This window comes from Nitrospirillum goiasense (assembly GCF_034427435.1).
In the GTDB taxonomy this organism is placed as follows: Bacteria; Pseudomonadota; Alphaproteobacteria; order Azospirillales; family Azospirillaceae; genus Nitrospirillum.
Genome location: NZ_JAXQNP010000003.1, coordinates 957,770 through 977,428, shown reverse-complemented (window position 1 = coordinate 977,428; position 19,659 = coordinate 957,770). Strand labels below are relative to the sequence as shown.

At 68.6% G+C, this 19,659-nt stretch carries 12 protein-coding genes; 9 read left to right on the top strand and 3 right to left on the bottom strand.

What is annotated here, in order from left to right:
- Nucleotides 1–4: 4 nt before the first annotated feature.
- Entirely contained in the window at nt 5–2,332 is a 2,328-nt protein-coding gene (locus tag ULB03_RS18775; RefSeq protein WP_322484624.1) for a TonB-dependent receptor, read from the bottom strand.
- Between the two features lie 368 nt (nt 2,333–2,700).
- Nucleotides 2,701–3,897: a glycosyltransferase gene (locus tag ULB03_RS18770; protein WP_322484623.1), complete on the bottom strand. Its 1,197-nt coding sequence runs from the start codon at nt 3,895–3,897 to the stop codon at nt 2,701–2,703.
- Between the two features lie 176 nt (nt 3,898–4,073).
- On the opposite strand from ULB03_RS18770, the gene ULB03_RS18765 reads away from it, so the two are divergent.
- The 6 genes from ULB03_RS18765 (at nt 4,074) to ULB03_RS18740 (ending at nt 14,400) form a co-directional block, all read left to right on the top strand.
- Entirely contained in the window at nt 4,074–5,891 is a 1,818-nt protein-coding gene (locus tag ULB03_RS18765; RefSeq protein ID WP_322484622.1) for an alkaline phosphatase D family protein, read from the top strand.
- Between the two features lie 185 nt (nt 5,892–6,076).
- Complete coding sequence (locus tag ULB03_RS18760; protein ID WP_322484621.1) at nt 6,077–8,347, top strand: TonB-dependent receptor; 2,271 nt, start codon at nt 6,077–6,079, stop codon at nt 8,345–8,347.
- Nucleotides 8,348–8,495: 148 nt separating this feature from the next.
- The gene (locus tag ULB03_RS18755; RefSeq protein ID WP_322484620.1) at nt 8,496–9,080 is read left to right on the top strand and encodes a nucleotidyltransferase family protein; all 585 of its coding nucleotides are present in this window, start codon (nt 8,496–8,498) and stop codon (nt 9,078–9,080) included.
- 127 nt (nt 9,081–9,207) lie between these two features.
- Nucleotides 9,208–10,470, top strand: coding sequence for an MFS transporter (locus tag ULB03_RS18750; RefSeq protein ID WP_322484619.1), 1,263 nt, complete (start codon nt 9,208–9,210; stop codon nt 10,468–10,470).
- A 421-nt stretch (nt 10,471–10,891) separates the two neighbouring features.
- The gene (locus ULB03_RS18745; RefSeq protein ID WP_416211171.1) at nt 10,892–11,557 is read left to right on the top strand and encodes a ligand-binding sensor domain-containing protein; all 666 of its coding nucleotides are present in this window, start codon (nt 10,892–10,894) and stop codon (nt 11,555–11,557) included.
- Nucleotides 11,557–14,400: a diguanylate cyclase gene (locus tag ULB03_RS18740; protein ID WP_322485231.1), complete on the top strand. Its 2,844-nt coding sequence runs from the start codon at nt 11,557–11,559 to the stop codon at nt 14,398–14,400. The genes ULB03_RS18745 and ULB03_RS18740 overlap by 1 nt, the downstream gene beginning before the upstream one ends.
- Before the next feature lie 18 nt (nt 14,401–14,418).
- Here ULB03_RS18740 and ULB03_RS18735 read toward each other — a convergent pair whose 3' ends face one another.
- Nucleotides 14,419–16,371: a glycosyltransferase family 2 protein gene (locus tag ULB03_RS18735; RefSeq protein WP_322484617.1), complete on the bottom strand. Its 1,953-nt coding sequence runs from the start codon at nt 16,369–16,371 to the stop codon at nt 14,419–14,421.
- Nucleotides 16,372–16,692: 321 nt separating this feature from the next.
- On the opposite strand from ULB03_RS18735, the gene ULB03_RS18730 reads away from it, so the two are divergent.
- From ULB03_RS18730 to ULB03_RS18720, 3 genes are all read left to right on the top strand, one after another.
- Nucleotides 16,693–17,667 carry a glycosyltransferase family protein gene (locus ULB03_RS18730; RefSeq protein WP_322484616.1) on the top strand — a complete coding sequence of 325 codons (975 nt, stop codon included), beginning with the start codon at nt 16,693–16,695 and terminating at the stop codon, nt 17,665–17,667.
- Nucleotides 17,668–17,739: 72 nt separating this feature from the next.
- Nucleotides 17,740–19,236: a class I SAM-dependent methyltransferase gene (locus ULB03_RS18725; RefSeq protein WP_322484615.1), complete on the top strand. Its 1,497-nt coding sequence runs from the start codon at nt 17,740–17,742 to the stop codon at nt 19,234–19,236.
- 165 nt (nt 19,237–19,401) lie between these two features.
- Entirely contained in the window at nt 19,402–19,659 is a 258-nt protein-coding gene (locus ULB03_RS18720; RefSeq protein WP_322484614.1) for a hypothetical protein, read from the top strand.

Below are 19,659 nucleotides of genomic sequence, written 5' to 3'. Positions count from 1 at the left end.
TGGGTCAGTACTTGACCTGGATGGTGCCCTGGATCTGGCGGCCGGCCTGGAAGGTGTACAGGCCACCGCCATAGGTGGTGATGGCCCGGTCGTTGGCCAGGTTGAAGGCCGCCAGCTTCAGCCGCACCATGCCGAAGTCGTAGGAGACCGAGGCGTCGGTGGTGGTGTAGGCGGGAATCTCCCACGCCTGGCCCGGCGTCAGGAAGGTGCCGTCGGCGGTGGTGGTGGCGGTGCCGCCGTTATAGGCCACGACCTGGCGGCCCACCTGCTTGCGGCTCAGCGACATCTGCCAGGGCCCCTGGTTGAACAGCACCCCGATGGCGTCCGTCCATTTCGGCACCTTGGTCAGGCCCTGGTGCGCCGTCAGGTCCTTGGCGGCGTTGATCGAGCCGTTGGCGAAGAAGGTCACGCCGTTGTCGAAGCTATAGGCCGCCTGGCCTTCCACGCCGCTGTACCGGGCGTTGCCGGCGTTCACGTAGAACTGGCCGGTGGGGTCGGCCACCGACAGGTTGGTGACGTCGATGCGGTAGATGTCCGCGTCGATGGTCACGTTGTTGCTGCTCCACACCGCGCCCAACTGATAGTTGGTGGTTTCCTGCGGCTTCAGGGCGTTCAGGTCCAGGTTGTTGACGTACAGCGTGGACAGGGACGGGATCAGGAAGCCGGTGGCGTACTGGGCGTAGACCGCCACGTCCGGCGTGATCTTGTAGTTGGCCGTCAGGAACTTCAGCGTCTTGTCATAGACGTTGTCGCCGTGCAGCGGCCCACGGGTGAAGTTGGCGACGCCGCTGTTCTCCATGGCGGCGTCCACGGTGCGGTCGAAGTTCACGTACTTCACGCCCGGGGTGATGGTCAGCCGGTCGGTGGGGCGCAGCTCGAAATCGGCGAACATCTGGTACTGCAGCCAGGAACTGTCCTCCAGCGTCTTCACGTTCGAGACGTTGGCCACCACCGGCTTGGTCAGGCTGGAATATTTCAGGTCGTCGATGCCCTGGGTCAGGTCCTGCAACAGGTTGTGGCGGTCGGTGCTGGAGGTTTCGACCAGGCCGCCCACCTTCAGGGTGCCGAAGCTCCAGTCCTTGTTGCCGCGCAGGATGTCGCCGAAGACGCGATAGCGGTTGCCCTTGCTGTATCCACCGATGTCGGTCTTGGGCAGCTTCTTGTTGCCGGGGGCGGAGGTGTTGGCGGCGCCGACCAGGCCGGTGACGTCGTTTACCGATTCCGTCTGGTTGGAATAGAAGTTGGTGTAGGCGTCGTTGTCGATGCTGTATCCGTCGCCCAGATCACCCTTCAGGTTGATGTAGTCGAAGTCGCTGGATTTGCGCTGCTGGTTGTACTTGTAGTAATGCTCATCCTTGGGATTGTCGTTCAGGGCGAAATCCTTGCCATAGGCCACGACCTGGGCCCATGTCTCCCCCGGCCCGGCATCGGACTGGTAGAAGTGCGTGCGGTTGTGGGTGGCGAACAGCGTCGCCTGCCACTTCTCGCTGATCGGCACCTGGATCTTGATCAGCTGGTTTTGCGCGTCACCGCCAGAAAAGCTGAGCTCGCCATCCGACTGCCGCTCGTCGAAGTTCAGCAGGATCTTGGTGCCGCCCAGCGCGTCCAGCTTGCCGGTCTGGATGGTGGACACGAAGTTCTGGGTGTTGAACGAGCCGAAGGTGATCTTCTGCGACAGGCCGAACTGATCGTCCACGGTGGGCGAGAAATAATGGATGGCGCCGCCGAAATTGGCCTGCCCCAGGTCGCCGGCCGCGCCCGGGCCGCGATCCACGACGGCCGACCCGATGGTGGATGCCGGGAAGTAGGAGGCCGGGTGATGCGTCGGGTCGTTGGTGTCGCCGAAGGCCATGCCGTCATAGGTGATGTTGTACTGGCCGTCGGCGAAGCCGCGCAGGGTGGTCTTGTTGGTTTCGCCCACGCCGCCGCCGTTGGACGCGATGCCGCCGATGCTGGGCGCGATCAGGACGGTGGTGGTGATGTCGCCCGTCTCCGGCGTCGATTGCTCGATATACCGGCGGCTGATGATGGATTTCGGCTGGCTCTGGTCCAGCGACGCCTTCACTGGCGCCTCGGCCGCCGCGCGGTTGCGTTCCGCCTCGATCAGGATGGTGTCCACCTCCACGCCTTCCGAACCGGTGCCGGCGGTGGCGCGGCTGGCGCCCGCGTCGGCAGCGGCGTCGGCCGGCGCCGCCCAGGCGCTGGCCGTCCAAACCATGCCCACGGCACTGCCCGCCAGCAGGGCGCGGCGTAAGAGGCCGCTGCCCAGAAGGTCGTGGCCGCGAAGTCCGCAAGGGCGGAAACAGCGGCTGCTTTTGCTTTTGTTGAACATTTTTCGGCTCCCCCAGGAAAAACGTTGCGCTTCACTAGGTTTGGCGCTTTGGGGGTGCACGTTAAATTTTGATTGATGTGTTATTTCGTAATTATTACATCGAAAGAAATAATACTGGCTGAATCAATATTAACGGCTTCGTTAGAATTTAAATATCCAAGCGGTGGGCAAGCTCTGCCAACCCGCACTACGCGGAATCACTTGGGTCCTATTGGTGGGCGCCATTCGTCCAGCGACACGATCCTGGCCGGGCCGGGGGAAAAAGCCGATGGATATTGAGAATGAGTGTCACGAGGCGCGCTCGCCACATGCGCCATTATGACGCGGCCCCTTGGCGGCGAGCGGCAGCGCCCCGTTGTCCGTGCCGATCAGCGCGTCAGGATGTTGACGGCGGCGAACAGGTCCACGATGTGGCGAGCGCGGACATCCCAGGTGTGGTGGGTGGCGGTCTGGTGGAAGCCGGCGCGGGCGATGGCGGCCAAGCCGACTGGATCGGCCAGGGCCGCTTCGATGCGGGCCGGCAGGGCATCCAGCGCCATCCAGCGGTAGAACAGCATGTCGCGCCCATCGGCATAGTGCCGGTCGTAGTAACGGCTGGTGTCCGACAGGACGGCGGCGCCATTGATCTGGGCCGCGAACACCCGCTCATGGCCGCCCGCGACGAAGTTGTTGTTGCTGTTCAGGACCAGCCGGGTGCGCCGCAGCAGGCCCAGCGTCTGTTCGAAACTGCCCTCGCCCCGCCAGTCGAAGGCGGGGAAGGGCCGATCCTCCCACCCCTTGCCATAGACCACCAGGGGCACGCCGGCCCGGTTAAGGGTCACCAGCAACTGGTGGCGCCGGTAGGCCTCGACATACTGATAAACCTCCCGCGACTTCTGGATCAGCTGGGTGCGGCTGGCCGGCGGCAGACTGGTGTCGCGGGCGGCCAGCACCTGGTCGATGGCGTCCTCCAGCCCCACGGTGTCCCGGCTCAGCGCCAGGTCCGCGGCATCATCGAACAGGGTGGTGACGAAGTTGCGTTCGGCACCGCGCCAGCCGCGCTGGGGCATGCCGCGGTAGGTGCCGGTGAACAGCAGCGGAATGTCGCGGTCATCCTCCCACCGCTGGAACAGCCGCCTCTCGTCTGGCATGGCGGGTGGGATGCTGGTGTTGGCCCCCGGCGGCATCAGGGACAGGGCCGCGAAATGGTCCGGCGGGAAGCTGTCGCGCGCCAGCTTCACATGCGTCTCGTCCAGGAAGCTGACGACGAAACGCCGATCCATCTTCGTTTCCAGCCGGGACCACAGATGCACCGGATGGTCGACGTGCAGGGTGATGAACAGGGCGTCCGCCACCTCGTACAGCGACCGATCGCCGACGCGCAGGTCCACGCCCATGCTGTTCAGGGCGTAAAAGAACTGCACGGGGCGGGCTAGTGCGGCGTTCAGCCGCGCAACCCCGTCCGGGGCCGCCAGGTCGACGACGATGGCCTCGTGCCCCATGGCGGCGAAGGCCGCCGCCAACTGGTCGATATGCAGCCGAAGCGAGCCATACTGCGACTGGCCCTTGAGCAGAACGATACGCATGACCTCTCCCCCGGGGCGTCCGGGCCCCGGCGCCTAAGGTGCCTCAGCATGGCTCGTGGCGCCAGCATCGGCCGCGCGGGGTGGGGTCGTCATGAATCGTTAATCAATATGTCCTCGTTCTTTCAAGTGGATGGCGTAACGGACGGTCCTCCTTAACCATTGCTGGATGACCACCGATGACCGTGCTGAGCCGCCGCCGGGCCCTGTCGCTTCTGCTGCTGGGGGCCGCCGCCCCGCTGGCGCTTGGCGCGCGGCCTGTGTGGGCGGCGTCGGGGGTGGCCTTCCGCCATGGCGTCGCCAGTGGCGATCCCTTGGCTGACCGGGTGGTGCTGTGGACGCGGGTCACGCCCGATGCCCCGGCGGCGGCGGCCAGCGTGCGTCTGGCGTGGGAGGTCGCGGCCGATGCCGCCTTCCAGCGGCCGGTGCGGCGCGGCACGGTGGATGCCACGTCCGCCCGCGACTACACCGCCAAGGTTGACGTCGATGGGCTGAAGCCCGGCCAGGACTACTGGTATCGTTTCACTTGCGGCACGGCGACATCGCCTGTGGGGCGTACCCGCACCCTGCCCCAGGGGCGTATCGACAGCGTGGTGATGGCCGCCGTCACCTGCGCCCTCTACCCCAACGGCTATTTCAACGCCTACGACCACATCGCCAAGCTGGACCGCCTGGACGCGGTGGTGGAACTGGGCGACTACATCTACGAATATGGCGCCAAGGACGATGACTACGGCATGGAGAACGGCCGCCGCCTGGGCCGCATCCCGGAGCCGCCGCACGACATCGTCACGCTCACCGATTACCGCCTGCGCTATGCCCAGTACCGGCGCGACCCCGATCTGCAGGCCGCCCATGCCCGCGCCCCGTGGATCTGCGTCTGGGATGACCACGAGGTGTGCAACGACACCTGGGCCGGCGGCGCGGAGAACCATCATCCCGAGCAGGGCGCCTTCCTGACGCGCGAGGCGGCGGCGGTGCGCGCCTATTACGAGTGGATGCCCATCCGCGAGCCGCGCGTCGGCCAGGCGGCGGAGGAGATCCAGCGTGCTTTCCAGTTCGGCGACCTGGCCACCCTGGTCATGGTGGAGACGCGGTTGCAGGCCCGGTCCCGCCAGCTGGAATGGAGCGTGCCGGGCGACCTGCCGATGGCGGTTTACGAGGTCGCGGCGGACAAGAGCCGGCGCAAGGTGGCCGACGCCGGCGTGACGGCCAAGGTCATGGCGGCGGTGAAGGCTGGCGGTTCGGCGCCGGCGCCCTATGTCCTGGGCCCGGATGAGGATGCCATCCGCACCTTCTGCGCCGACCCCGAACGCCAGATGATGGGCGTGCGGCAGGAGGAATGGCTGGCGGCCACGCTGAAGGCGTCGGTTGCCGCGGGCACCCCCTGGCAGGTCCTGGGCAACGAGGTGGTGATGGCCCGCACCATCGCGCCCAAACTGGAAAAGGCCATGGGCGCCGATGGTGTCGCCCGCTGGCTGGGGGCCCTGCCCGAGACGGCGCGGGCCAAGCTGGCGCCCATCGTTCATATGGCCAGCTTCGACATTCCCTACGACCTGGACGGCTGGGACGGTTATCCGGCGGCCCGCGAGCGGGTCTACGATGCCATCAAGGCGGCGGTGGTGGATGGCCGTGCCGGCAACACCGTGGTGCTGTCGGGCGACAGCCACGCTTTCTGGGTGAATGAGTTGCGCGACGCCGCCGGCACCACCCGCGTGGCGGCGGAATTCGGGGCCAGTTCCATCACCAGCCCCTCCCCGGGTGAGGAACTCGGCCTGCCGCAGCTTGGCGACATCCTGAAGGCGCAGAACCCCGAGGTGCTGCTGAACGACCACACAGCCAAGGGCTACGTCCTGTTGACGCTGACGCATGAGGCGGCGGTGGCGGACCTGGTCGCGGTCACCATCGATGCCAAGCCCTATCAGGCCCGCACGCTGGGCCGCTGGCGGGTGCCGGCCACGACCGCGCCGGGGGTGGAGCGGCCGCAACCGGTCTGACGTCGACTGGGTGCCGAAATGTCACACAGTTACCAGTAAATAGATCGGTCACGGCACTGTAGCAAAATATTCATACCGTGTTGCTATGCAGCACGCACGTCAAGTCAGCCGCCAAAAGGCGGATACCGCTTCCGTATATTTATCAAAATGGGAAGCCTTTCAATAAATCGAAGGGGGAAAATTCGATGTTGAAGAATCGGTTGTTGGCGGGTGTGTCCCTGCTGATCCTCAGTGTTTCTTCCGCCGCGTTCGCCCAGACGGCGCCGGACGCCGCGGCGGATGCCGATGCGATGCAGGAAATCGTGGTGTTCGGCCGCGGTGAAACCCGCCAGGTGCAGGCCATCACGCCCACGGACATGCAGATCGCCGTCCCCGGCGCCAGCCCCATCAAGGTGATCGCGAAGCTGCCGGGTGTGAACTATCAGGCCGCCGATCCCTACGGCGCCTATGAATGGGCGGTGCGCATCTCCGTGCGCGGCTTCAACCAGAACCAGCTGGGCTTCACGCTCGATGACATCCCGCTGGGCGACATGAGCTACGCCAACGACAACGGCCTGCACATCAGCCGCGCCATCTCGTCCGAAAACCTGGGCGTGACCCAGATGGCCCAGGGCACCGGCGCCCTGGACACGGCCTCCACCTCCAACCTGGGCGGCACGCTGAAGTTCACGTCCGTCGATCCGGACACGACGGCCGGCGGGTTGGCCAGCGTCGCCTACGGCAGCAACGCCACCGTCCGCGCCTTCGGCCGCATCGAATCGGGTGAGATCGACGGCGGCGGCCGCGGCTACATCAGCTACGACTACCAGCACGGCAACAAGTGGAAGGGCAGCGGCGAGCAGTGGCAGCAGCAGGCCAACGGCAAGTTCGTGCAGCCGGTGGGCGAGGGCACGTTGACCACCATGGTCAACTACTCCGACCGGCATGAGAACGACTACCAGGACCTGTCCTTGGCCCTGATCGGCAAGTTCGGCTACAAGCTGGACAACATCTCGGACAACTACACCCTGGCCAAGGCCATCGCCACCGCTTACCAGTCGGGCAAGGCCATCCCGGCCCCCTACAGCACGCCCGACGACGTCTACTATGATGGCGCCGGCAACCGCCAGGACATCATCGGCTCCACCAAGCTGGAATACCCGATCAACGACCGCCTGTCCCTGAAGGCCATGGTCTACGGCCATCATGACAAGGGCATGGGCACCTGGGATACGCCCTACGTGGCCACGCCGGCGGCCTTCGGCGGCTCCCCCATCGCCATGCGCACCACCGAATACACGGTGTCGCGCATCGGCACGGTGGACAGCCTGACCTACACCCTGGACAAGCACACCATCGAAGGCGGCATCTGGTTCGAGAACAACGATTTCGACCAGGCCCGCCGCTTCTACGGCCTGGGCATCAACAGCCCCGGCCGCACGGCGGATGAGTTCCAGGACAACCCCTTCTTCACCCAGTGGCAGTACGCCTTCAACACCAAGACCTACGTGTTCCACCTGCAGGACACCTGGCAGCTCCTGGACGCGCTGAAGATCAATTACGGCTTCAAGTCGATCAAGGTCGACAATGAAAGCAACACCGAGCATTACACGTCGGCCAGCGACATCATCAACGGCTCGATCGACACCTCCAAGGGCTTCCTGCCGCAGATCGGCTTCAACTATCAGCTGAACGACAACAGCGAAGTCTTCGGCGACTATGCCAAGAACGCCCGCGCCTTCGTCAGCTCGCACACCGACGGTCCGTTCTCGACCACCCAGGCCGGCTTCAACGCCATCAAGGACAAGCTGAAGCCCGAAACCTCGGACGCCTTCGAACTGGGCTACCGCGCCCATGTCGACACCTTCGAGGCCGTCGCCGCCGCCTACTACGTCAGCTTCCACGACCGCCTGCTGGCCACCACCGTCGGTTCCGGCATCCAGGGCAACCCGTCGGCCCTGTCCAACGTCGGCGGCGTCACCTCCAAGGGTGTCGAGCTGGCCGGCACCTGGAAGTTCGTGAAGAACTGGTCGCTGTACGGCTCCTATTCCTACAACAAGTCCACTTATGACGACGACACCCTGAATGGCGACGGCAGCCTGTATGCCGCCACCAAGGGCAAGACCACGGTGGACAGCCCGAAGAACATGGTGAAGGCTGAACTGTCGTTCGATAACGGCATGCTGTTCGGCGCCATCTCGGGCAATTACATGAGCGAGCGCTATTACACCTACATTGACGACGGCAAGGTCCCCGGCTACATGACGGTGGATCTCACCTTCGGCTACCGCTTCCAGGGCGGCGGCTGGCAGCGGGACCTGGAAATCCAGGGCAACGTGACCAACCTGTTCGATCGCCACTATGTGTCGTCCATCGGCACCAACGGCTACACCGTCAGCGACCCGACGGGCACCTTCCAGACCCTGCAGGCCGGTGCCCCCACCGCCCTGTTCGTCTCCGTGCGGAAGAAGTTCTAAGTCGGGGTTGGTTGCATAACTGCGACATTTTGGGATGTGACCTTTTGCGGTCTATTTCCCCCTGACCAAAGACCGATACCACTAAAGAGCCTCGCCGGGAGACTGGCGAGGCTCAACCTTATGTGGAAACGGCGCCGGGGCATCCCTCATGCAGCAACTGACTTACGGTGATCGCCTGAAGGGCATCATCCGGGGCGATGCCCGCCGGATGCGCCTGCTGGGCCACGTCCGCGCGCTGGGCCTGCCCGACTGCTGGATTGGCGCCGGCTTTGTTCGCAATGCAGTTTGGGATCACCTGCACCGTGTGCGGGCGGTTCAGCCTTTGGAAACCGACTTGCCGGAAAGCGATGTCGATGTGCTGTGGTTCGATCCGGATCGACCTTCCCTGGCGATTGATCGCGACCTGACCGATCGCCTGCTGGCGCTTGAGCCGGACGCGCCCTGGTCGGTGAAAAACCAGGCCCGCATGCACAGCCGCAACAGCGACGCGCCCTATGCCTCCACCGCTGACGCGTTGCGCCATTGGCCGGAAACGGCCACCGCCGTGGCGATCCGCCTGACGGACGCGGACGAGTTGGAGATCCTGGCGCCCTTCGGATTGGCTGATCTGTTCGGTCGCATCATCCGCCCCACGCCCGCCTTTCGCGGGACCAAGCTGGGCATTGTGCGGCAGCGGGTGCGGGACAAGCGGTGGCTGGAGCGCTGGCCCCTGCTGCAGGTGGACGGGGACTGATCACCCCCGTTGATCGTCAAGCCGCCAGGCTGGCGGACCTGCTTTTCGCAACTAACCGTTTCCTAATTAACCCATGCCCGGTACAGAGGGTGGCCGTCCTTGTTTCCAGCGAAGGTCGCCTTATCCCATGTCCGTGCCGTCCCCCATGCCGTCCGCGCCCACCGTTGATGCCGGCCATAACCTGTCCACCGGCCTGACGGTGTTGTTCGCCATCACCTGTGGCGTGGTGGTCGCCAACATCTACTATGTCCAGCCCTTGCTGGCCGATATCGCCGCCAGCTTCCAGGTGGGCATGGCGTCGGCGGGCATGCTGGTGACCGTGACCCAGGTGGGGTACGCCCTGGGCCTGCTGCTGGTGGTGCCGCTGGGCGACACCCACGACCGCAAGCGCCTGATCCTGGCCTTGCTGGCCCTGTGCATCGCCCTGCTGCTGGCGGCGGCGGCCAGCCCGACCTTCCTGACCTTCGCCGCGGCGTCGCTGGGCCTGGGCGTGCTGTCCTGCGCCGCCCAGGTGGCGGTGCCCTTCGCCGCCTCGCTGGCGCCGGACCACAGCCGGGGGCGCACGGTCGGCACGGTGATGAGTGGCCTGATCCTGGGTATCCTGTTGGCGCGCACCATCGCCGGCGCCATCGCCCATTATGCCGGCTGGCGCGCGGTTTATATCACCGCCGCCGTGGCGATGGCGGTGCTGGGCCTGTTGCTGGCGCGGGCGCTGCCGGCCGACCCGGCGCGGCCCCGTATTCCCTATGGCCGTCTCATGGCCTCGGTGCTGCACCTCGCCCGCACCGATGCCGTGCTGCGCTGGCGCTCCCTCATGGGGGCCTTGGGCTTCGCGGGCTTCAGCGTGCTGTGGACGGGCCTGACCTTCGTGCTCAGCGACGCGCCCTATCATTTCGACCAGGCCACCATCGGCCTGTTCGGCCTGGCGGGCTTGGCCGGGGCGCTGGCGGCCAGCCGGGCGGGGCGCTTGGCGGACGGCGGTCACGCCCACCGGGCGACGGGCTTGTTCGCCGCCGCTTGCCTGGGGGCCTGGCTGCTCATGGCGCTGCTGGCGCCCGTCGTTCCCTGGGCCTCCTTATCCCTTCCGGGCTCCGGCCTTGTCGGGCCGCTGGTGGCCCTGACGGCCGGTATCCTGTTGCTGGACGTTGGCGTCCAGGGCCTGCAGATCACCAACCAGAGTATCATCTACGCCGGCAACCACGGTGCGCGGGGGCGGGTGACCACGGTCTACCTGACCACCTACTTCGTGGGTGGAGCCTGCGGTTCCGCCGTGGCCAGCCTGGCCTGGGACCATGGCGGCTGGCTGGCGGTGTCGGGCACGGGGGGCGCCATCGCCCTGGCCCTGCTGGGCTGCTGGCTGCTGGCCCACGCCCGCCGCCAAGACAGCTGACCCGTTCCCGCTCCCGCCGCTGCCGTCCTTCGCCAAGCGCCCCATCCGGGGCGCCTAACCTTTTGCACTGGTGGTTCCGCCCGCGATTCCCAGTCTTTATCGCGCGCAACCAAGGTAATTTTCCAAAATCGAGGGCGATGTCGCTTGGTGGCGAGGATTTGGTAAGAATTCCTGGCCAAACATGCTCGCCAGGTCGCCCGTCGTGGCGAATTCTTCAAACTGGGAAGGGGCATTGAGCCCGGCCATGGTGGGACGGCGTTTCTTGCGGTCAGGCGGAACGGCGACCGCCCTGATGCGGCGACTGGGCGCGGCGCTCCTGGTCGCCTGTGCGGTCGCGCCCGCGTACGCCGGCCCCGTGCCGCAATCCGTACCCCAGGCCGAGGCCCCATCCGACCCACCGGTTGACATGCGAACCGTGGACATGCGGCCCGTCGACAGCCCGATAGCCGATAGTCGGAGGGGTGAGGTCGAGGCCACCGACCGCTGGGCGCGCCTGTCGGGGCCCGAATTCGATCATTTCATCAGTTCGCAGCATCTGCCCAATGATGTGGTGACCAGCGTGGCGCAAACCCGCAAGGGCCTCATCTGGCTGGGCACGCCTGCCGGCCTGGTGCGGTTTGACGGTTATCGCGCGCAGATTTACCGGGCGGCGGCCGATGTCAGCGCCGCCGTCACGCGGGATCCAGGTGCGCCCACATCAGCCGGGGTCATGCCCGACGCCTATGTGCGCAACCTGCTGGTCCTGGAAAACGGTGAGTTGCTGGTGGGGACCAATGCCGGGGGCTTGGTGCGCTTCGACCCGGACGTCAATGGCTTCCGCCCCGTGCCCATCGTGCGCCACGACGCGGCCGCCCGCATCATGGGCATGGCGCGGGCCCAGGACGGCGGCGCCTGGATCGTCTCGGACCAGGGACTGGACCATTACGATCCGGCCACGGCCACGGCGACGCCGATCGCTGATGCCGGCCCGAGGGGCATCAGTACCCGGCTGTTCACGGTGCTGCAGGACAGCCGCGGCACCGTGTGGCTGGGGGGCATCCGGGGCTGTTCCGGCGCGCCGCGGGCGAGGTGGGCTTCACCCGAGTGATGGCGCCCGCCGGCAGCCCCGATCTGGCGCGCGCGTTGGCGGATGACATCCGGGCCCTCTATGAGGATGCCCAGGGCCGTGTATGGGTTGGCACCGTCGACAGTGGCGCCTTCATCTGGGACCCCGTCCATGCCCGAGCGCAGGAGGTGCGCGGCCTGACGGACCGGGACAGCCCGGCGGCGCGGCACATGATCCGCGCCTTCATCGAACCCGAGGGCCCGGGCGGTCCGCTCTGGCTGGCCACCGATGGCGCCGGCATCGTGACGCGGGACGCCGATGGCCAAGTTGGCCGCCTGACCCATTCCGAGATGGTGGCGACCTCGCTGGCCGCCGATGTCGTCCATGCCTTTCTGCGCGACCACAGCGGCAATGTCTGGGTGGGGACGGAGCGTGGCGCCGACCGGACGGACGCGGGACGGCGCCTGATTTCCACGGTTCAGACGGCCGCCCCCGGTGGCACCGGCCTGGCCGATCCCGATGTGCATGCCTTGGCCGTGGACGGCGCCGGCCGGGTGTGGCTGGGGCTTGGCCATGGGCGGGTGGACGTCGTGGATTCCAGCGGCGTCCTGCGTCATGTCCAGCTGCCTTCGGCGGATGAGGGCATTGATATCTGCACCGTCGTGATAATGGCCGATGGTGGGGTGCTGGTGGGGGGCCGGGGTGTCACCCGCATCGATCCTGACACCCTGGTGGGCAGGTCGTCCTGGATACCTGCCCTGGACAGCACCATCGTGCTGTCCCTCGCCATCGTGCCCTCTGCCGGGGGCGCCAGCGTGCTGGCGGGTGGCTATGACGGACTTTTCATCCAGGGGCCGGATGGCACCCTGACCCATCTGGTCCATGATCCGGCGGACCCGCAGAGCCTGCCGGGCGATCAGGTGAACAAGATTGTGGTGACGCTGCCCGACGTCACCGCGCCGGCTGGCGCGGTCTGGCTGGCGACATCCGGCGGCCTGGCCGTGGCCGACCTGCGCGACCTGCCGCGCTTGCGCTTCCATACCCTGCGGACCGAATCGCGGCCGGGGACGGTCGGCGTCCTGACGCACGACGTGGTCAACGACATCGTCCTGGACGGCGTCGGCAACCTGTGGGCCGGTACTTACGGTGGCGGGGTGGTCGTCCTGACGCCGGCCCGGATGCGCGATGCCCTGGCCGGGCGGCTGGGTGTCGTCCCCCAGGTGTTGGATGAAGCGCAGGGACTGCCCAGCAACGCCATATCCGCCCTGGCCGTGGACGGGGATGGCCACATCTGGGCCAGCGCCGCCGCCAGCCTGGTGAAATTCAGCGGCCCCGGCTTCCCGCCCCGGGTCTTGGGTGCCCGGGATGGCGTCATCGTTCGTTCCTTCAACATCAAGGCGGCCGCGCTGTCGCCCGATGGGAGCGTATTGTTCGGGGGGCTGGGGGGGCTGACCGTCGTCCGGCCGGAATTGCTGACGCCCTCGGTACCGATCGGGGTGCTGGCCATCACCTCGCTGGATGTCAACCACGTGGTGCAGCCGCCCGGCCGCCTGCCCACGCCGGGCGGCACGCTGACGCTGAAGCCGGGGGTCAAGACAATACGTCTGGCCCTGTCGCTGCTGGATTTCCGCGCGCCGCGCGACACCCGCTACGCCTATCGTCTGGATGGCTTCGACGAGGACTGGGTGGAGGCTAGCGGCGCCCAGCCGCAGGCCGTTTATACCAACCTGCCGCATGGCGACTATACCTTCCGCGTGCGCGCCTGGACCGACCTGCCCGGCCTGGTCCTGTCGGACAAGCAGGAGGCGGTGGTGGGCTTCGATCCGGACGCCGAGCCGGTGGCCCAGCCGACGGCGGGCGCCATGGCCGCGCTGACCATCCCGCCCCTGGCGGAACTGGCCTTCCACATCACCGTTCTCCCTCATTGGTATGAGCAGCCCTGGTTCCGGCTGCTGGTGCTGTTCGGCCTGCTGGCCCTGTTGGCCTGCGTGCTGGCGGTGCGCACCGAGACGCAGATGCGGCGCGAGCGGGCGCTGGGCCGCATCGTCGCCACCCGCACCCGGGATCTGCGGGCGGCCAATGCCAAGCTGGAACAGCTGGCCAGCACCGACCCCCTCACCGGCATACTCAACCGCCGCCGCTTCTTCGAACTGGCGCGCCTGGAATGGGACCGGTCACGCCGCTACGGCCACGTCTTCTCCGTCATCCTGTTCGACCTGGATCATTTCAAGCGCATCAATGACACCTATGGCCACTTCATGGGGGATGAGGTGCTGCGCGCGGCGGTGAAGGAGGCGGGCCAAGCCTGCCGGACCGTGGACCTGCTGGCCCGCTTCGGTGGGGAGGAGGTCATGATGCTGCTGCCGGAGACGGACCTTGCCGGCGCCCGGGCGGTCGCGGAACGCGTGCGCATCGGCCTGGCGGCGCTGGAGGTGGCTTATGACGGACAGACGGCCCAGGTGACCGCCAGCCTGGGCGTCGCCCAGTGGCGCGGTCCCGATGAAACGCTGGAGGATTTGCTGGCGCGGGCGGACGGCGCCCTCTACCAGGCCAAGAAGGGTGGCCGCAACCGGACGGTGTCGGCTTATGACGCGCTGGATCGCAGCGCCCGCCAGGGATGGGCCATTGTTCCCACTGGTGATGGCCCCACCGGCAATGGCCCCACCGGCAATGGCCCAGGGCGCGATGCTGGCGGGGTCGATGCTGGGGCGGGCGACGGCGTGGCGCTGGCGGCCGGTCCCCTGGAACCGCTGGCCCGGCTGGCCGGCCTGGGTGACACCGCCCTGGTCGACCCCTACGAGCGCGAGACCCACAACCGGCCGGTGGCCAGCCCCGACCAGGACATGCCGCCCGATGGCACCCTGCCGAAAGCAGCCTCCCAGTGATCTGAAAGGCTCACGCGGTCACCGCGTCACCGGACCGTGAACCAGCCCCGGCAGCGCCAGCCAGTCCTCCGGCCCGTCCAGCGACAGCCCGGGGTTCCAGGACCGGTCGTGGCCGATGGCCGCACCCCAGCGCTCCAGGAAGGCCAGGCGCTCCTGCTCCACCCGTTCCCGGCGGTCGGAGGCGTAGGGCTCCAGCGCCGTCAGCACGGCGTGGGGCGTCCACAGGGTGGCATACCCTGCCTGTTCGAGCCGCAGGCAGATGTCCACATCGTTGAAGGCGATGGGAAAGGTGTCGGCGTCAAAGCCGCCGACGGCCTCGAAACAACTACGGCGGATGGCCATGCACGCGCTGGCCACGGCGCTGACGCGATGGGCGCACAGGCCGATGCCCAGGTCGCCCACGGTGTTGCCCGGCCGGCCGGCGAAACGGGACCCGGCCAGGCGGGCGGCACCCGGGCCGTTGCCCAGGCCCAGCACGATGCCGCCATGCATGACCGTGCCGTTGGTCGCCAGGATCTTAGGCCCCACGGCCCCGATATCGGGGCGGATGGCCTGCGACACCAGCTCGCGCAGCCAGTCCGGGTTCTGCGGCTCCACATCATCGTTCAGGAACACCAGCACCTCGCCGGCGGCGGCGACGGCGGCGCGGTTCATCATGTCGGCGAAATTGAACGGGCCGCGGTGCGGGATGACCCGGGCGCCCGGTCGGTCGCGCAGCCCATCCAGATAGGCCAGGGCCTCCGGGTCGCGGCTCTCATGGTCCATCACCACCAGCTCGAAGGCGGGATAGCGGGTTTCGCCCAGGATGGCCTCGACACAGGGGCGTAACATCTCCACCCGGTCGCGGGTCGGCATCAGCAGGCTGACCACGGGCAGGCGCTCGGGCAGCGGCCAGATCACCCGGCGCGCGGTGTGGACCTCGCCCTTGCCGTCCTTTTCCGTCACGGGTTCGGCCACCGCGCCCGGATGATAGGTCGCCAGGAAGGATTGCAGGGCCGGCAGGCCGCCCAGGGGCAGGGGGCGGCGGCGGCGCAGCAGGACGCGCGGCATGTGGCGGATATGCCCCCGCCCCGCCAGGTGGGTGGCCTCCAGCAACAGGCGGTAGCGGTCCAGTTGCCCCGCCTGCTGGCCCACGGCCATGGCGCGCCGGGCCAGCGCCGTGCGCATCAGCAGCAACTGGCCGGGGTAGACACCGCTGGACCCGTACAGCAGGTCCGGGTCGAACGCGGGCTTCAGCACCGGGCGCAAGGGGTGGCCCAGCCGATCGGTCCATTCCTCGTCTGTGTACAGGATCTCCGTGTCCGGGTTCTGCGCCATGGCCAGCACGCACAGCGCCAGGGCGTGGCGCGGCAGCAGGTCGCCCGGTGTCAGCAGCGCCACCGTGTCGCCTTCCACCTGGCCCAGGACGGGCAGGCCGGCCTCCCGGCGCTTCACGCGCGGATCGCGGAAGTCCACGGCGGTGTCTGCGGGCAGCCACAGTTCCCAGGCGTCATGGATCTGGCGGGTCAGGCTGTCCACCGTCCGGCGCACGGCGGTGGCCCAGGCGGCGGGCTTCAGGCCGCTCGCCTCGGCTCCTGTCATGATCAGGCTGATGCGCGGCGGGGCGGGCAGGCGGGCCAGGGCGACGGATATTTCGCCCGCCTCGGTGCGGCGCGGCCCGTCGCGGCGCAGGGTCCAGGCGCGATAGAAGGATCGTGGGGCCAGCGATTGCCAGAGGCGGCTGGCCACGTCGCCGAATTGCCCATGCGCGACCATGCGGCTCACGGCGCGGGCCAGGGCCATGCCGGTGGGGCCACGCAAGGGGCGGGTGGGCGGCGGCGGGGCCGCGTCGATGGCGGTGCCCGGTACATGCAGGCTGCCGGGATCGGCCCCCAAGGGGGCGCCCTCCAGGTCGCTGGTGGCCTGACCGTGCGCGGCCGCGGCGTCTTGCGCTGACCCCGCCTCGGGGTGGTCCGGGTTCTTCTGATCCACGTGCCGGTCGCCCCGCCTCTTGGATAACGGCTTTCGGGTCTGGCGGCGCCCCTTGCGCCGCCAAGCCCACAAACAACAAAGCGCCAACCCCTGTGCCAGGTTTCCCCGCACACCGATCGGCGCTCCCCCAACCGGCCAGTCCCCGTATTCCCCGGGGCCGCCCGTGTCATTCTCAGGCGATTCATGGGGGACAGAGCGGCCCTGGGTCAAGCGGCAAAGCGGGGGCGGGCCGGCGCGCCTCCCCTGGTGTCCTGCCCCAGGCCATGCCCCCCGTGCGACGGGTGTCGCCAAGGCGGGGGCCGGCTGGTATGCAAGGCGGTCATGGACGCCCCACCGCCTTCTTCCGCCCCGCCGCCCCTGGGCCCCCGGTTTCCCGGCCGCATCGCCGCCCTCATCGTCGCCTATCGGCCCGACGATGGGCTGGCCGCCTGCCTGGCCGCCGCCGCCGCCGTGGCGGATAGCGTGCATTTGTTCCAGCAGGAACGGGGGCGGGACGCCACCGATGACGCGCGGGTGGACGGGGCCGTGGCGGCGGCGGGGGCCAGCCTGGCCACCGACACCGCCAACATCGGCCTGGCGGCGGCGCAGAATCGCCTGGCGGTCCAGGCCTTGGCCGCGGGGGCGGACTGGCTGCTGCTGCTGGACCAGGACAGCGTGGCGCGGCCGGGCCTGCGGGCCGCCTTCGCCGCCGCCCTGGCCACCGCCCCGGCGGATACCGGCCTACTGGCGGCACGCAATGTGGAACCTGGTGTTCCCGACACCCCCTGGGTGGTCAGCGCCGATGGCCGGCGCTGGACGGTGGTGCCCCGCATGGAGGGGCCGCTGCTGTCCGACCTGCTGCTGGCCCCGGCCTCGGGCAGCCTGGTCAGCGCCGCCGCCTTCCGCGCCTGCGGCCCCCTGCGCGATGATTTTTTCATCGACTGGGTGGATGTGGAATATGCGCTGCGCCTGCGCCGCGCCGGCTTCCGCCTGGTGGCGGTGCGGGATGCCCTGGTGGACCATCGGCTGGGCGCCCTCACTCAGGTGCTCGTGGGGGGGCGGTCCCTGGCCGTGACCCATCATGGGGCCCGGCGCCGCTGGTTCCAGGCTCGCAACGCGGTGTGGACCTGGCGCCTGCATGGCCGCGCCGTGCCGGCGCTCACGGGGTGGACCTTGCGCATCCTGGCCAGCACCGTGGTCAAGATCGCGGTGCTGGAACGGGGGCGCGGGGCCAAGTTGGCCGCCGTCGCCGGCGGGCTGTGGCGCGGCCTGATCCAGCGCCCCCCGGAACACCCCCAGGGGCGCCCCCAGGGATGACATCCCAAAGCCGGGCTTGTCGCCGGTTAAGCCCCGCACTATCAGTGATTTTTCAGCCGCGAAGACACCGCCATGACCGCCGACTGGACCCGGGGCTACGCCTCCGACATCGACTACACCCGGGGCTGGTACAGGGAACTGTCGCCCTTGTGGCTGGACACGGCGCTGGCGCTGGCGGGTGTCGCGCCGCCGCAGGCGGCTGTTGGGAATGGTTCGCCGCCGCAGGCGGCAGGGGCGGGACCGGTCTGGCTGGAACTGGGCTGCGGCCATGGGCTGTCGGCCTTGGCCTTGGCGGCGGCCCGGCCGGACATGACGGTCATCGCCGTCGATTTCAACCCCACCCACATCCATGGCGCCCAGCGCCTGGCCCACGCCGCCGGCCTGGCCAACATCCGCCTGGTCGAGGCCGACTTCGCGGAACTGGCGGAAGACACGACGGGCCTGCTGCCGCCGGTGGATTATGTGGCCCTGCACGGCGTCTACACCTGGGTGGGGGATGAGAGCCGGCGGCATATCGCCCGCCTCATCGCCCGCCGGCTGAAGCCGGGCGGTGCCGCCTATCTCAGCTACAACTGCCTGCCGGGATGGGCGGCGGCCATGCCGGTGCAGTTCCTGCTGAACGCCTATGGCCAGGCGCTGCCCGGCCCCAAGGCCGCCGCCGGCGACCAGGCACGCGACCTGCTGCTGCACCTGCTGAACCAGGGGGCCGGCTATTTCACCGGCAACGCGGCGGCCAGTGCCCGTACCGACCGCCTGCGCGGCGCCACGGCGCCCTATCTGGTGCATGAGTACATGCACAGCGGCTGGCAGCCGGCCTACCACGCCCAGGTGGCCGACGACCTGGCGGCGGCCAAGCTCAGCTATGCCGCCAGCGCCGCCTGGGTGGAGAACTTCCCCGACCTGATGATGACCCGGGCGCAGCAGGACATGGCCGCGTCCGCCCCCACCCGCGCCCTGGCCGAAACGGTGAAGGACTACGTCACCAATCAGCCGCTGCGCCGGGACATTTTCGTGCGCGGGCCGCTGGCGCTGGACGCCCGCCAGCGGGTGGCCCGGCTGGGCGCCCTGCGCCTGGTGGCCCTGGGCGAGCCCGGCGCCGCCTTGCCCGATTTCACCCTGCCGCTGGGCAGCCCCGATCCCGAGGTGTCGCGGCTGTTCCATCCGGTGCTGGCGGTGCTGGCCGGCGGCCCCGCCACCCTGGCCGACCTGGTGGAGCATCTGGCGCGCACGGTGCCGGATTGGGGTCCCGACAGCGCCGGCTGCCTGCTGCGGGCGGTGGCCATCCTCGTGGCCGGCGACGTGCTGTCCCCCTGCCTGGCCGACGCGCAAATCCAGGCGGCCCTGCCGGGGGTGCGCCGCCTGAACCAGGCCCTGCTGGCCGACAGCCTGCTGATGGGCGCCGCGCCGGACCATGAGGTCCGCCTGCCCGAACGCCTGGCCTCCGCCGTCACCGGCGGCGGCGTCATGGCTTCGGTGGAGGAGATGGGCGCCCTGGCCGCCCATTGGGCGGGTGAGGTGGTCATGCCGCCCGACGCCCTGTCCCGCCTGGCGCGGCTGGGCGTGCTGTGACGCCCCCCAGCGGCTCATGCCGCGTTGACGCTCCAGCGGCGCATGCCGCTTTGACGACCGGCTTGCGGCGGCTTACTCTCCGCCGCCTGATCTATTATCCCAAGACGACCCGCCCATGACCCACGCCCCGTTCCCCCAGCCCTTCACCGCCGCGCGGGGCCGTTGATGCTGGCGAAGCTGGTGGTCCTGGTCGGGTTGGTCGTCCTGGTGTGGAAGGCGTATCAGTGGGGCGCCATGGCCCAGCGGCGCAAGATGGCCGGCGGGGCGGTCGGTGGGGCGCCCACCGCGCGTGCGCCTGGCGCCGCCGCCCCCCGGGCGCCGGAACCCGCCGCCGAGGATTTGCACGCCTGCGCCATTTGCGGCGCCTACGTCGCCCGCAACTCCACCCCCTGCGGCAAGCCCGAGTGCCCGCAGCGGCGCTGA